Annotated in this window: 25 protein-coding genes; all 25 read left to right on the forward strand. The window is 31.3% G+C overall.

Features of this window, described 5'->3' with window-relative positions; genetic code table 4:
* The first annotated feature begins 2 nt into the window (after window positions 1–2).
* Genes rplB through rplQ form a run of 25 tightly spaced genes read left to right on the forward strand, consistent with a single transcriptional unit; the run spans window position 3 to window position 13,226 of the window.
* On the forward strand, window positions 3–842 hold the full coding sequence (gene rplB / locus UPA3_RS01220) for a 50S ribosomal protein L2 (RefSeq protein ID WP_004025838.1): 840 nt from the start codon (window positions 3–5) through the stop codon (window positions 840–842).
* A 20-nt stretch (window positions 843–862) separates the two neighbouring features.
* Window positions 863–1,129, forward strand: a complete 267-nt coding sequence (gene rpsS / locus UPA3_RS01225) for a 30S ribosomal protein S19 (protein WP_004025915.1) — start codon at window positions 863–865, stop codon at window positions 1,127–1,129.
* A 21-nt stretch (window positions 1,130–1,150) separates the two neighbouring features.
* Entirely contained in the window at window positions 1,151–2,086 is a 936-nt protein-coding gene (gene rplV / locus UPA3_RS01230) for a 50S ribosomal protein L22 (RefSeq protein ID WP_006688968.1), read from the forward strand.
* A 19-nt stretch (window positions 2,087–2,105) separates the two neighbouring features.
* A complete protein-coding gene (gene rpsC / locus UPA3_RS01235) occupies window positions 2,106–2,879 on the forward strand; it encodes a 30S ribosomal protein S3 (RefSeq protein ID WP_004026040.1) in 774 nt (257 codons plus the stop codon).
* Window positions 2,880–2,893: 14 nt separating this feature from the next.
* Window positions 2,894–3,310, forward strand: a complete 417-nt coding sequence (rplP, locus tag UPA3_RS01240) for a 50S ribosomal protein L16 (RefSeq protein ID WP_006688879.1) — start codon at window positions 2,894–2,896, stop codon at window positions 3,308–3,310.
* Window positions 3,310–3,537: a 50S ribosomal protein L29 gene (gene rpmC, locus UPA3_RS01245; RefSeq protein ID WP_004026203.1), complete on the forward strand. Its 228-nt coding sequence runs from the start codon at window positions 3,310–3,312 to the stop codon at window positions 3,535–3,537. Before rplP ends, rpmC begins: the two co-directional genes overlap by 1 nt.
* Window positions 3,537–3,791 (forward strand): 30S ribosomal protein S17, encoded by a 255-nt coding sequence (rpsQ, locus tag UPA3_RS01250; protein WP_004025503.1) that lies wholly within the window; start codon window positions 3,537–3,539, stop codon window positions 3,789–3,791. The genes rpmC and rpsQ overlap by 1 nt, the downstream gene beginning before the upstream one ends.
* Window positions 3,792–3,810: 19 nt before the next feature.
* Window positions 3,811–4,179 carry a 50S ribosomal protein L14 gene (gene rplN, locus UPA3_RS01255; RefSeq protein WP_004026223.1) on the forward strand — a complete coding sequence of 123 codons (369 nt, stop codon included), beginning with the start codon at window positions 3,811–3,813 and terminating at the stop codon, window positions 4,177–4,179.
* A gap of 14 nt (window positions 4,180–4,193) precedes the next feature.
* Window positions 4,194–4,526, forward strand: coding sequence for a 50S ribosomal protein L24 (rplX, locus tag UPA3_RS01260; protein WP_006688875.1), 333 nt, complete (start codon window positions 4,194–4,196; stop codon window positions 4,524–4,526).
* A gap of 16 nt (window positions 4,527–4,542) precedes the next feature.
* Window positions 4,543–5,097: a 50S ribosomal protein L5 gene (gene rplE, locus UPA3_RS01265; protein ID WP_006688965.1), complete on the forward strand. Its 555-nt coding sequence runs from the start codon at window positions 4,543–4,545 to the stop codon at window positions 5,095–5,097.
* Window positions 5,098–5,100: 3 nt separating this feature from the next.
* Window positions 5,101–5,286: a type Z 30S ribosomal protein S14 gene (locus UPA3_RS01270; RefSeq protein WP_004026507.1), complete on the forward strand. Its 186-nt coding sequence runs from the start codon at window positions 5,101–5,103 to the stop codon at window positions 5,284–5,286.
* A 10-nt stretch (window positions 5,287–5,296) separates the two neighbouring features.
* Window positions 5,297–5,695, forward strand: a complete 399-nt coding sequence (gene rpsH / locus UPA3_RS01275; RefSeq protein WP_004025683.1) for a 30S ribosomal protein S8 — start codon at window positions 5,297–5,299, stop codon at window positions 5,693–5,695.
* Between the two features lie 8 nt (window positions 5,696–5,703).
* A complete protein-coding gene (gene rplF, locus UPA3_RS01280) occupies window positions 5,704–6,252 on the forward strand; it encodes a 50S ribosomal protein L6 (RefSeq protein WP_006688947.1) in 549 nt (182 codons plus the stop codon).
* A gap of 18 nt (window positions 6,253–6,270) precedes the next feature.
* Window positions 6,271–6,636, forward strand: coding sequence for a 50S ribosomal protein L18 (gene rplR, locus UPA3_RS01285; RefSeq protein ID WP_006688827.1), 366 nt, complete (start codon window positions 6,271–6,273; stop codon window positions 6,634–6,636).
* Between the two features lie 17 nt (window positions 6,637–6,653).
* On the forward strand, window positions 6,654–7,265 hold the full coding sequence (rpsE, locus tag UPA3_RS01290; protein WP_006688963.1) for a 30S ribosomal protein S5: 612 nt from the start codon (window positions 6,654–6,656) through the stop codon (window positions 7,263–7,265).
* 16 nt (window positions 7,266–7,281) lie between these two features.
* Window positions 7,282–7,728 carry a 50S ribosomal protein L15 gene (rplO, locus tag UPA3_RS01295; protein WP_006688932.1) on the forward strand — a complete coding sequence of 149 codons (447 nt, stop codon included), beginning with the start codon at window positions 7,282–7,284 and terminating at the stop codon, window positions 7,726–7,728.
* Between the two features lie 52 nt (window positions 7,729–7,780).
* Entirely contained in the window at window positions 7,781–9,196 is a 1,416-nt protein-coding gene (gene secY, locus UPA3_RS01300) for a preprotein translocase subunit SecY (RefSeq protein WP_006689109.1), read from the forward strand.
* 8 nt (window positions 9,197–9,204) lie between these two features.
* The gene (locus UPA3_RS01305) at window positions 9,205–9,846 is read left to right on the forward strand and encodes a nucleoside monophosphate kinase (protein ID WP_006688832.1); all 642 of its coding nucleotides are present in this window, start codon (window positions 9,205–9,207) and stop codon (window positions 9,844–9,846) included.
* Window positions 9,847–9,870: 24 nt separating this feature from the next.
* On the forward strand, window positions 9,871–10,620 hold the full coding sequence (map, locus tag UPA3_RS01310) for a type I methionyl aminopeptidase (RefSeq protein WP_006688884.1): 750 nt from the start codon (window positions 9,871–9,873) through the stop codon (window positions 10,618–10,620).
* A 51-nt stretch (window positions 10,621–10,671) separates the two neighbouring features.
* Window positions 10,672–10,872 (forward strand): translation initiation factor IF-1, encoded by a 201-nt coding sequence (gene infA, locus UPA3_RS01315; protein WP_443080773.1) that lies wholly within the window; start codon window positions 10,672–10,674, stop codon window positions 10,870–10,872.
* 23 nt (window positions 10,873–10,895) lie between these two features.
* On the forward strand, window positions 10,896–11,009 hold the full coding sequence (gene rpmJ, locus UPA3_RS01320) for a 50S ribosomal protein L36 (protein ID WP_006688931.1): 114 nt from the start codon (window positions 10,896–10,898) through the stop codon (window positions 11,007–11,009).
* 24 nt (window positions 11,010–11,033) lie between these two features.
* Window positions 11,034–11,432 carry a 30S ribosomal protein S13 gene (gene rpsM, locus UPA3_RS01325; RefSeq protein WP_006688863.1) on the forward strand — a complete coding sequence of 133 codons (399 nt, stop codon included), beginning with the start codon at window positions 11,034–11,036 and terminating at the stop codon, window positions 11,430–11,432.
* A gap of 21 nt (window positions 11,433–11,453) precedes the next feature.
* Window positions 11,454–11,819 (forward strand): 30S ribosomal protein S11, encoded by a 366-nt coding sequence (rpsK, locus tag UPA3_RS01330; RefSeq protein WP_004026006.1) that lies wholly within the window; start codon window positions 11,454–11,456, stop codon window positions 11,817–11,819.
* A 36-nt stretch (window positions 11,820–11,855) separates the two neighbouring features.
* Window positions 11,856–12,839, forward strand: coding sequence for a DNA-directed RNA polymerase subunit alpha (gene rpoA / locus UPA3_RS01335; RefSeq protein WP_004027516.1), 984 nt, complete (start codon window positions 11,856–11,858; stop codon window positions 12,837–12,839).
* 27 nt (window positions 12,840–12,866) lie between these two features.
* Complete coding sequence (gene rplQ / locus UPA3_RS01340) at window positions 12,867–13,226, forward strand: 50S ribosomal protein L17 (RefSeq protein WP_004026179.1); 360 nt, start codon at window positions 12,867–12,869, stop codon at window positions 13,224–13,226.
* The last annotated feature ends 141 nt before the right edge of the window (window positions 13,227–13,367 follow it).

A 13,367-nucleotide genomic window follows, 5' to 3' on the forward strand; every position in this document is an offset into this window, starting at 1 on the left:
TTATGGCAGTTAAACGTATTAAAAACCATAGTAGTGGTAAAAGACAAACTGTTGTTGTTGATTACAAATCGATTTTAACAACAAGTAAACCAGAAAAATCATTGCTTGTTACTTTACCTAAAAAAGCAGGTAGAAACAATCAAGGGAAAATTACAATTAGACACCATGGTGGTGGTCATAAACGTAAATATCGTATTATTGACTTTAAAAGAAATAAAGATAATATTTATGGAACTATTAAATCAATTGAATACGATCCAAACAGAACATCATTTATTTCATTAGTTGTTTACGCTGATGGAGAAAAACGTTATATTATTGCTCCTAAAGGAATTAAAGTGGGCGATAAAATTATTTCAGGAAATGAAAACATTGATATTTTATTAGGTAATTCATTACCACTTGAATTTATTCCAGAAGGTACATTAGTTCACAATATTGAACTATCACCAAATGCTGGTGGTCAAATTACAAGAAGTGCTGGTGCTAGTGCACAAATTCTTGGTTTTGATGAAACTAAAAAATATATTTTAGTTAAATTAAACTCAGGCGAAGTTCGTAAATTTAGAAAAGAATGTCGTGCTACAATTGGAACTGTTTCAAATGATGAACACATTCTTGAAAATTTAGGTAAAGCTGGTAAATCACGTCATTTAGGGGTTCGTCCAACAGTTCGTGGTTCTGCAATGAACCCTAATGATCACCCACATGGGGGTGGTGAAGGTCGTTCACCAGTTGGTATGGATGCACCTCGTACACCTTGAGGTAAACGTCACATGGGTGTTAAAACTCGCAACAATAAGAAATCATCAACGAGCATGATTGTTCGTCGTCGTAAATAATATAGAAAGGATTAATCGCGATGTCTAGAAGTTTAAAAAAAGGTGCTTACGCTGATCCTAGTTTATTAAAAAAAGTTGAAGCAGCTAATGCATCAGTTTCTAAAAAACCAATCAAAACATGATCTAGAAGAAGTCAAATTTTTCCAAACTTTGTTGGATTAACATTTGAAGTTCATAATGGTAAAACTTTCTTAAAAGTTTACGTAACAGAAGATATGATTGGTCACAAATTAGGTGAATTTGCACCAACACGTAATTTCAAAAACCATACAGAAGCTAAACGTTAGAAAGAAAGGTAATTTATAGATATGACAAATAAAGTTATTCAAAGAAATATTCATATTTCGCACCGTAAAGCTTCTCTTGTAATTGATTTAGTTCGAAACAAGCCAGTACATGAAGCAATTCGAATTTTAAGTAATACACCAAAGAAGTTTGCTCCAATCGTTTTGAAATTACTTAACTCAGCAATTTCAAACGTTCAACATAACTCTAAAGATATGGATCCAAGTAAACTATATATTTACAAAATTGTAGCTAATCAAGGTCCAACAATGAAAAGAACACTACCACGTGCTAAGGGTTCTGCTGATCAATTATTTAAACGTACAACACATTTAGAAATTGTTTTATCTGATGATGTTAATGAACGTGAAAAAGAATTAGCAGCTATTAAAGCTAAAAAATCAAAAAAACCATTAGCAGTTGAACCGATTGCTAAAGTTGAAACTAAAAAAGTTGCTAAACCAAGCAAAGTAGAAATAAAACCAGTTGAAAAAGACGAAAACGTTGATCCAGAACTTTTAAAACGTGAACAACAAGTTTTAAAAGTTGTTGAAAAAACTGCTTCACAAAAAGAAGAAGAAACTACTGAAACAATTATGATTTCAACATCACCTAAGAATGCACAAGTTTTATTTGATGATTTAGAAAAAAATGTAATCTTTTATAAAACAACACCTATTAATAAAGTTTTACGTGTACTAGTTTATGTAACTAGCCCAACTAAAAAAGTTGTTGGTGAATTTGATTTAGAATCAGTTGAAATTGGTGCAATTTCATCAATTTGAAGAAAATACAGCAAACAATCTGTAATTTCTAAAAAAGAATATGATGCTTACTATGAAGGAAAAGATAAAGCACATGCACTTGTAAGCAAAAAAGCATATAAATACCGTAATCCAAAAGATCTTAGCGAATATAACATGACTAAAGGTCCAAGTGGATTCCAATATTTAAAATAGGGTAAGGGAGATTTTACAAATGGGTCAAAAAGTAAATCCAAATGGACTAAGATTTGGGATCAACAAACAATGACTATCTCGTTGAGTGCCAACTGATCAATTACAAATGGCTAAATGATTAGTTGAAGATGATAAGATTAGAAAATATTTATCAACAAAATATAAAAATGCTGGTATTGATCATGTAGAAATTGAACGTGACCAACAACGGGTAAATGTTTATGTATATGCTGTACAAAGTGGTTTATTAATTGGAACAGAAGCATCAGAAAAGAAATTAATTGAATTAGCAATTAACAAAATCGTTGGTCGTAAACAATTAGTATCTTTAAAAGTAGTTGAAGTTCAAATTCCAGAATTACAAGCTTCATTAATGGCACGTGAAATTGCCGACGCAATTGAAAATAGAGTTTCATTTAGAATTGCTCAAAAAATGGTAATTAAAAAAGTTCTAAAAGCTGGTGCTAGAGGTATTAAAACACATGTTTCAGGTCGTTTAGGTGGCGTGGAAATGGCACGTGAAGAAGGATATACACAAGGTGTAATGACCTTACATACATTACGTGCAGATATTGATTATTCAATGCAAGAAGCACATACAACTTATGGAATTATTGGTGTTAAAGTTTGAATTAATCGTGGCGAATTATTTGGTAACAAATTAGTAAACAGTGTTGCGCATGCTGCAAATAAGGAATTTAGTCGTAGTTCAAAACCAAAAAAAGGATCATTTAATCGTTCATCAAGATCAAAAAATACTAAACCTGCTCCAAAACAAGCAGTTAGCGAATAGGAGATTATAAAATTATGTTACAACCAAAAAGAACAAAATTTCGTAAGCCTCATAAAGTAAGCTACGAAGGTAAAGCTAAAGGAAATAAACAAGTTGATTTTGGTGAATTTGGATTAATGGCACTAGAAGGTGCATGAATTGATGCGCGTCAAATTGAATCAGCACGGATTGCAATTTCAAAACGTTTATTAAAAACTGGTAAAATGTGAATTCGTATTTTCCCACATATGTCATTAACTAAAAAACCATTAGAAGTACGTATGGGTTCTGGTAAAGGTAGTCCAGAAAAATGAGTAGCAGTTGTAAAGGCTGGAACAGTAATGTTTGAAATTGCTAATGTTTCAGAAGAATTAATGTGTGAAGCTTTACGTGCTGCTGGAAATAAGTTACCAATTAAAGTAAAAATTGTTAAGAAGGGAGAAGCTAACTAATGAGTAGTATTGCACAAGATCTTCGTAAAAAAGATAGCTTAGAACTTGAAAAAATTGTTATTGAGCTTAAAGCCAAATTATTAGAACTTCGTTTTGCAGCTGCGAATGGGGAAGCAGAAAAACTTCATACAGCCAAAGAAATTCGTAAAACAATTGCACGTGCATTAACAATTTTAAATGAACGTGAATTAGCAGAAAAATTAAACAACAAGGAGGCTAATAAATAATGGAAAGAAGCCGTCGTAAAGTTTTAGAAGGGTTAGTAGTTTCAGATAAAATGCAAAAAACTGTTGTTGTTAGTGTTGAAACTAAAAGCAAACACCCAATATATAGAAAACTTGTAATTAGTCATAAAAAATACCACGCACACAATGATAATGATGATGCCAAAGTTGGTGACCTTGTTGAAATCACTGAAACTCGTCCATTAAGTGCAACAAAAAATTGAAGAGTTAGCAAAATTTTAGAAAGAGCACGTTAGTGCAACTAAGGAGAAGATTATGATTCAACATATGACAAGACTAAAAGTTGCAGATAACACAGGTGCTAAAGAAGTTGGAGTAATCAAAGTGCTTGGTGGCTCTAAAAAACGTTATGCATCAGTGGGCGATATTGTAGTTGTCTCAGTTAAAAAAGCAACACCTGCTGGTTTAATTGCTAAAGGACAAATGGCCAAAGCTGTAATTGTTAGAACAAAAAAATCAATTCGTCGTGAGTCTGGTTTATTAATTAGATTTGACGAAAACGCATGTGTACTTATTAAAGAGGATAAGACACCAAGAGGATCACGTATTTTTGGTCCTGTAGCAAGAGAAATTCGTGATCGTGGATACACAAAAATTGCTTCTCTTGCTCCTGAAGTATTATAGGAGGTTAGCAGATAATGAACAGAATTAAAAAAGGCGATACAGTTGTTGTTATTTCAGGTAAAAACAAAAATAAATCTGGCGTAGTTATTCAAGTTAACCCTAAAGAACAAACAGCACTTGTTGAAGGCGTTAATAAAATTAAACGTCATCAAAAGAAAGATCAAACGCATGAACAATCTGGAATTATTGAAAAAGAAGCTCCAATTCGTTTATGTAAATTAGCATTAGTTGATCCTAAAGGAAAAGATAAAGGTAAAGCAACTAAAGTTAAATATTTACTTAAAGATAACAAAAAAGTTCGTGTAGCACGTAAAAGTGGTTCAGAACTTGATGTAAATAAAAAATAAAAAGGAAGGATAAGTTATGGCATTCTTAAAAGATTTATATAAAAATAAAGTTGCTAAAGATTTGCAAAAAGAATTTGCTTATTCTTCTGTAATGCAAATTCCTAAAATTGAAAAAGTAGTTATTAACGCAGGAATTGGAAATGCTGTTGCTGATAAAAAACATTTAGAAGCAGCTATTTCAGAATTAACTTTGATTACAGGACAAAGACCTGTTGAAACAAAAGCTAAAAAATCAATTGCAACATTTAAATTACGTGCTGGTCAAAGTATTGGTGCTAAAGTTACATTACGTGGCGATCGTATGTGAGCATTTATTGAAACTTTATTTAATATTGCTTTACCTCGTGTACGTGATTTTAAAGGAATTTCAAATAATTCGTTTGATAACCAAGGTAACTACACTTTAGGTATTAAAGAACAAATTATTTTCCCTCAAGTTGTTTATGATGATGTTAAATCAGTGCGTGGTTTTGATGTAACATTTGTTACAACTGCAAAAACAGCCCAAGAAGCTAAAGCATTACTAGTGGGACTAGGTGCTCCATTTCAAAAAGTAAGAGGAGACAAATAATTTATGGCGAAAAAATCATTAATTGCTAAGCAAAAAAAACATCAAAAATTTGCAGTTCGTGAATACACTCGTTGCGTAAGATGTGGTCGTCCACATGCTGTTAATCGTAAATTTGGTGTATGTCGTCTTTGCTTTAGAGATTTAGCTTACGCTGGTGCAATTCCAGGAATTAAGAAAGCATCTTGATAGGAGGATAGATATGTATTTAGATCCAATTGCTGAATTAATTACAAAAATTAATAATGGTCGTAAGGCCCATAAAGCTGAAGTTAGTTTTGCAACTTCAAAGCTTAAAACAGCGATTTTAGAATTATTGGTTAAAGAAGGATATATCAAATCTTATGATATTCGTCCAACTGAAAACAATAAATCTGAAACAGTTGTTAAACTAAAATACAAAAACCAAACAACATCTTCTATCAATGGTTTTAAACAAATTTCAAAACCAGGATTAAGAATTTATTCAACACACTTAAATTTACCAAAAGTATTAAATGGTTTAGGAATTGCTATCATCACAACTTCAAAAGGTGTTATGTCAGATAAACAAGCAAGAAAGGAAAATGTAGGCGGGGAAGTAATCGCTTACGTTTGATAAGAATATTTATGTCAAGAATTGGAAATCGTAAATTAACTATTCCAGCTAATGTAAATGTTAGTGTTGAATCTGGTAAAGTACATATTGTTAGTCAAACTGCAAAATTAAGTGTTGATTTTCCAGTAAATCTAATTAGTGTAGATGTTGTTGATAATACTGTTAAAGTTAGTCGTGCAAACGATGAAAAACAAACAAAAATGTTTCATGGAACAGTAAATGCAAATATTGCTAATGCTTTAGTTGGTGTAACTACTGGTTGAAAGAAAGAATTAGAAGTTAAAGGGGTAGGTTTTAGAGCAAAAGTTGAAGGTTCAAAACTTAATTTAGGATTAGGTTTTTCTCACCCTTTATTAATTCAAATTCCAACAGGTTTAAAAGTTGAAACACCATCAGCTACTGAAATTAGTATTAATGGAGCAGATAAAGCTGCTGTTGGTGCTTTTGCAGCAGTAGTACGTGCTTATCGTAAACCAGAACCTTACAAAGGTAAAGGTGTGATGTATAAGGGCGAAAGAATTGTGCGTAAAGCAGGTAAAACTGCAGATAAGAAAAAATAGAAAGGTCATTCATAAAGTATGAAAAGAATTAATTTTAGTCGTGCTAAACAACGTGCACTTCGTGCTAAACGTCTTCATGTTAAAATTCGTAACCTTCAATTAGCTGCAAACAAACCTGTTTTAGTTATTACAAAAACAAATGCACACATTTGAGCACAATTAATTTGCTATAACAAAAATATTACTTTAGCTTCATCATCATCTGTACAATTAGATTTACAAAATGGTAATAAAGATAATGCACGTTTAGTAGGTGTTGATATTGCTAAAAAAGCTTTAGCACAAGGCTTTAAACAAGTTATTTTTAACAAAAATGGTGCTAAATACCATGGGCGTATTAAAGCATTAGCAGATGCAGCGCGTGAAGCTGGATTAGAATTTTAAAAAGGAGCAGTTATAATATGGAAAACAATGTTAAAAAAGAAACTATTGTAGATAGTGAAAAAGTTGAAAAGCAACAACTAGTAACTGCACCAGTAGTTAATAAAAAAGAAAATACAGAACCAAAAGCAAAAACATTTAAACGTGAAACAACAACATCAAATTTTGAAGAACGTGTAGTGAAAATTAAACGAATTTCAAAAACAACAAAAGGTGGACGTATGATGCGTTTTAGTGCTTTAGTTGTTATTGGTGATAAAAATGGAACTGTTGGTTTTGGTATGGGTAAATCAATTGAAGTTCCAGATGCAATCAAAAAAGCGATTAAAAACGCAAACAATAATTTAATTAAAGTTAAGCAAACAAAAAAAGGTTCAATTTACCATGATGTAAATGGTCGTCATGGAGCTGCTAAAGTAATGTTACTACCTGCTCCTGAAGGTACTGGAATTATTGCTGGTGGACCTGTACGTGCTGTGGTTGAATTAGCTGGATTTACTGATATTTATACAAAATCACGTGGTGCTAATGCGCCAATGAATGTTATTCGTGCCACAATCAATGGGTTATTACAACAATTAACACCAAAAGAAATTGCACGTTTACGTGACAAAAGTTTAAGAGAAATATAGTGATTAGGAGTTTGTCATGCAATTACATAATTTAGAATATAAAAAAGGTTCAAGAAACCACAAAGAAAAACGTGTTGGTCGTGGTCATGGTTCTGGTTTAGGAAAAACTTCTGGGCGTGGACAAGATGGACAAAAAGCACGTAAATCAGGAATGGTACGTTTAGCTTTTGAAGGAGGACAAACACCACTTTATCGTCGTGTGCCAAAAGTTGGTTTTAACAACGATCGTTTTGCAAATAAATATAACGTTGTAACTTTAATTTCATTAGTAAAATATGAAACAAAAGAATTAACAGTTGAATTTATGTATGCAAATAAAATTGCTAAAAATGAAGATTTACCAATTAAGGTTATAGGTAATGCAGTTTTACCAAGTGGCACAGTAGTAAGTGCTCACAAATTTAGTAAAGGCGCATTGGAATCAATTAGTAATTCAAAAGCAAAAGCACAAATTTTAGAGTAATAAAAGTTTATAATATATAATTTATTACTAAACCAAAATAAGGGGATTAACAATGACTAACAAACAGAAGAAAAAAAATGCTTTTAGACAGTTGTTAATGATCTTTAAAAATAAAAAAGTTTTAGTTGCATTAATTGTAACTTTAAGTATATTAATCTTGTTTAGAATTGGATCTGTTATCCCAATGCCATACATTAAGTTAAATGGTAATTTTGGCAATCAAGGTTCATTCTTTTCAATTATTAACTTATTAGGCGGGGGAGGGCTATCACAATTTTCACTCTTCGCAATTGGGATAGGACCTTATATTACCGCTCAAATTATTATGCAACTTTTATCAAGTGAGCTTGTGCCACCACTCGCCAAATTATCCAAATCAGGTGAGCGTGGTCGTAAAAAAATTGAAGTGATTACAAGAATCATTACCTTGCCTCTTGCAGTGATGCAAGCTGTCATTATTATTAATTTAATGACAAGAGCAAATGGATTTATTTCAATTGTTTCAAATGCACCATTTGCTATTGGTTCACCATTATTTTATGTAACATACATTTTTTTAATGGTTGGTGGCACTTATATTTCGTTATTTTTAGCTGATCTAATTTCGAAAAAAGGTGTTGGTAATGGAATTACATTATTAATTCTTACAGGAATTGTTGCTTCATTATTTAATCACTTTATTGCAATTTTTTCAAATTTAGGTAGTTTAACAAGCAGTAAAGTTTCACAAATTATCGGTTTCATTTTATACATTTTATTCTATATTATGATCTTAATTGGTGTTGTTTTTGTTAATAATTCAACAAGAAAAATTCCAGTTCAACAAACCGGTCAAGCTCTAATTTTAGATCATGAGAAACTACCATTTCTTCCTATTAAAATTATGACAGCAGGAGTAATGCCAGTGATCTTTGCATCATCTGTTTTAGCCATTCCTGCACAAGTTGCTGAATTTTTAGATAAACAAAGCATGGGTTATTATGTGATTCATAATTACTTCATTGTTGATTCTTGAACGGGTCTAGCAATTTATGTTGTTTTAATTTTATTATTTACATTCTTCTTTTCATATGTACAACTTAATCCACCAAAAATGGCTGAAGATATTAAAAAAGCCGGTCGTTTTATTCCAGGTGTTCAAGTTGGAATGGATACTGAAAAACATATTACAAAAGTAATTTATCGCGTGAATTGAATTGGTGCACCAATTCTTGCTTTTCTAGCATGCTTGCCTCATTTGGTTGCTTTAGTAGCTAAAACAATCAATCATGGAATTCCTGTAATTCAACCATCAACAATTTTTGGAGGAACTTCAATTATTATTATGGTTACAGCAACGCTTGAATTATGAAATGCAATTAAATCAACATCAACTTCAACATCATACGCTTACCAAAGAAAAGAATTAGAAACATCCATTACAGTAAGCGCTGAAAGTGACAAGAGTAGTAAGTCACAAATTTGATAGAGGTATTTATGAAAATCCTTTTAATTGGCCCCCCAGGGAGTGGTAAGGGAAGTGTTAGTGAATTATTAACTAAAAATAATACATTAAAACATGTTTCCACAGGTAATTTATTTCGTGCAATTCTAAAAGAGGATAGCGAATTAGCACGTAAAATTAAAGAGATTAATGTTTCTGGTGGTAAATTAGTACCAGATGAAATTACTAATCAAGTTGCTAAATCAGCAATTGATGAATTAATTAAAAATGAACAATCATTTATTTTAGATGGTTATCCACGCACAATTAATCAAGCCTTAGCATTAGAACAATATTGTAATTTAGATTATATTTTTTATCTAGATATTGATCATCAAGAATTAATGAAACGTTTAACTGGGCGTTGAATGTGCCCAAAATGTGCAGGAATTTATAATATTCATTTTAAAAAACCACAAGTTCATGGTTTATGTGACAATGATCAAGCTACTCTTTATCAACGAGCTGATGATCATGCAGATGCTGTAAGTATTCGATTAGATGAATATGATAAATTAACCCTACCTTTGATTAAGCATTATGAAACTAATCCACGTTTTATTAAAATCAATGCTAATCAACCTATTGAAGATGTTTATAAAAACATTAACAATTATTTAAAACAAAATAAGTAAAAAAAAGTAGATGAAGTTAAAACCATGGTTATTGTTAAAACAGAAAAAGATATTGCTGCTATTAAAGAAGCTGTGCGAATTTGAAAAATTGCTCGTGAAGCAATTTATAAACAAGCTAAAGCAGGCGTTTCATTAAAAGAATTAGACTTATTAGCTAAAGAAGTTATTGAAGCAAATGGTGGAATTGCTGCTTTTCACAACTATTTAGGTTTTAAAGGTCATATTTGTATTTCAGTGAATGAGTGCGTTATTCATGGAGTCCCAACCGATTACGTCTTAAAAGATGGTGATAAGGTAACATTTGATGTTGGTGTTAAATACGATAATCATTATTGTGATGCGGCGTTTACCATTATTATTAACAACTCAAATGTTGAAGCACTAAAAATATCAGAGATTTGTAAAAAATCAATTGACGAAGCCGTTGCAATTATTAAACCAAAAGTAACAACACATGCAATTTCGAATGCAATTCAAAAGTTTATTGAAAAAAACGGTTATTTTGTTCTTCGTGATTTTGCCGGCCACGGTTGTGGTAATGAAATTCATGAAGATCCATTGATTCCTAATTATCGATCTTTATTGTATCGTAATGTTACATTAGAAGAGAATATGGTAATTTGTATTGAACCAATGATTCTAAGTGGATCAAATGCTTATTATATTGATCCAAACGATCAATGATCTGTAAAATCTAAAAATCATCAAATGACTTGTCATTGAGAACATATGATTCTAATTACAAAAGATGGTTGTGAAGTTTTAACAGATTAAGGGATATATTTTAAACAAGGAATAAAAATGGCAGATACAGAAAAATTAAAAATGCTTGGTAAAATTGTTGAAGTTTTACAAGGCGGAAATTTTAGAGTTCAATTAGAAAATGGCATCACGATTATGAGCCACGTATCAGGTAAAATGCGTGTTAATAAAATTAACATTTTACCAGGTGATACTGTTGATGTTGAGTTAAGTCCATACGACCTAACACGTGGAAGAATTACATATCGTCATCGTGATAACTAAAATTAAACGAAAGGAAAACTATAATGAAAGTTAGAGCTTCAGTTAAAGCAATTTGTAAAGATTGCAAAATCGTAAAGCGATCAGGTGTTGTGCGTGTTATTTGTGCTAATTCAAAACACAAACAACGTCAAGGTTAATAAAAAGAAAGGAAGATAAATAATATGGCACGTATTTTAGGGGTAGATATTCCTAATGATAAAAGAGTTGTAATTTCATTAACATACATTTTTGGTATTGGAAAATCTACATCTCAACAAATTTTAAAATTAGCTAATATAGATGAAAATATTCGTGTAAAGGATTTAGCTGATGAACAAATTGCTGAAATTCGTCGAGTTGCTTTAAATTTTGTTAAAGCAAATGGCGAAAAATTACAATTAGAAGGTGATTTACGAAGAACTGTAGCCATGGATATTAAGCGTTTAATGGAAATCGGTTCATATCGTGGAATCCGTCACCGTCGTGGTTTACCAGTGCGTGGACAAAGAACAAAAACAAACGCTCGTACACGTAAAGGACCACGTAAAACAGTTGCTAATAAAAAGATTGAAACTAGATAATAAGAAAGGAATAATCAAACTATGGCAAAGAAGAAAAAACTTAGTTTTACTAATGGAATTGCATATATTCATGCAACTAAAAATAATACGATTATTACTTTGGCTGATGAACAAGGAAGCGTTTTATCTTGAGCATCATCTGGTTCAATCGGTTATAAAGGAACAAAGAAAAAAACTCCATATTCAGCAGGTATTGCTGCTGAAGCTGCAGCAAAAGCTGTGATTGATATGGGATTAAAATCTGTTGAAGTTCATGTTAATGGAACAGGTGCAAGTCGTGATACAGCAATTCGTAGCCTACAAGCAGCAGGTTTAGAAGTAACAAAAATTAAAGATGTTACTCCAATTCCACATAATGGGTGTCGTCCACCTAAAAAACCAAGATAGTAATTTGGTTTTGATTATTGCAAAAGGAGAAATAACATGCGTAAATTTTTAAAATACCAACTTGATGTGCCATCAATTAATAGCGAAGACAAAAATCGTACAGTTGTTAAAATTGCCCCACTTGAAATTGGTTTTGGTGACACATTAGGAAATGCCTTACGTCGAATTTGTTTATCATCAATTCCTGGTGCCTCAATGTTCGCTGTTAAATTTGGGGGATATTCGCATGAATTTCAACCATACGAAGGTGTTAAAGAAGACATTACTCACATCATTTTAAACTTAAAAAATTTAGCAATTAAAATTGATGAATTAATTTATAGTGAAGACTATTTCAACAATTTATTAATTGATAAATGACCAAAAATGAAAATTAATTTCAAAGGACCTGGTGTGATTACAGCTAAAGATATTGTATGTCCAGTAGGTTTTGAAATTGTTAACCAAGACTTATATATTGCAGAAGTAACAAAACCAATTGATGTAGAAATTGAAATTTTTGCAAAAACAGGACGTGGTCGTGTCGATTTTAATACAAATAAGGATTTTGTTTCAACACTACATATTATCGCAACCGATTCAAATTATTCACCAGTTCTACATTACGCTTATAATGTAGAAATGATTAAAGATTCAAAATCATCAATGTCTGAGATTTTAACAATTGACATTGCAACAAATGGTACGATATCAGGAAGCGAAGCAATTGCGATTGCTGCTAAGATTATGCAAGCGCATTTAGAACCAATCGTGAACATTGATAAAACAATTAATGAAATGATTATTATGCGTGAGCGTGAGGAAGAAGAAAAACGTCAAAACGCTTCAATTTCAATTGATGATTTAGATTTAACGGTGCGTGCATATAATGCTTTAAAACAATCAGGTATTAATACCACTGCTGAATTAATTGAATTAACAAAATCACAACTTGAAAAAATTAAGAATTTAGGACGTAAATCAGTTACTGAAATTATTCAAAAATTAACTGAACGTTCACTTGAGTTAAAAAAAGATTAAAACTTTAAAAGAAAGGAATAATTTGATATGAGTTACATTAACAAACCAGGTAAAACACGCGCATGAAGAAAAATGGTGAGTCGTCAACAAGTATCTGATGTTATAAGTCATGGTTCAATTGTGACAACAAAAACAAAAGCAAAAGAATCACAACGTCATGTTGATCATTTAATCACTCTTGCTAAGAAAAACACACTTGCTTCACGTCGTGCAGCAGCTGCGATTTTATTAGGAACAAATCAACACTCAGCGGATGATTTATTACGTAAATTATTTAACGAATTAGGTCCTAAGTATGCTAATCGTGCTGGTGGATACACTCGTGTTATTAAACTTGGTAATCGTCCAGGAGATAATACAGAAGAAGCTGTTTTACAATTAGTTTAGTAAATATTTAATAAAATAGATCAATAAAAACCAGTTTTACATTTCGTTTAACTGGTTTTTTACTATATAAAATATAAATTAATTTATTTACAAACAAAAAACGAAATAAAATTTTAATTATTTTTTATTATATGTTAATTG

Source organism: Ureaplasma parvum serovar 3 str. ATCC 27815 (assembly GCF_000019345.1).
Lineage (GTDB): Bacteria > Bacillota_I > Bacilli_A > Mycoplasmatales > Mycoplasmoidaceae > Ureaplasma > Ureaplasma parvum.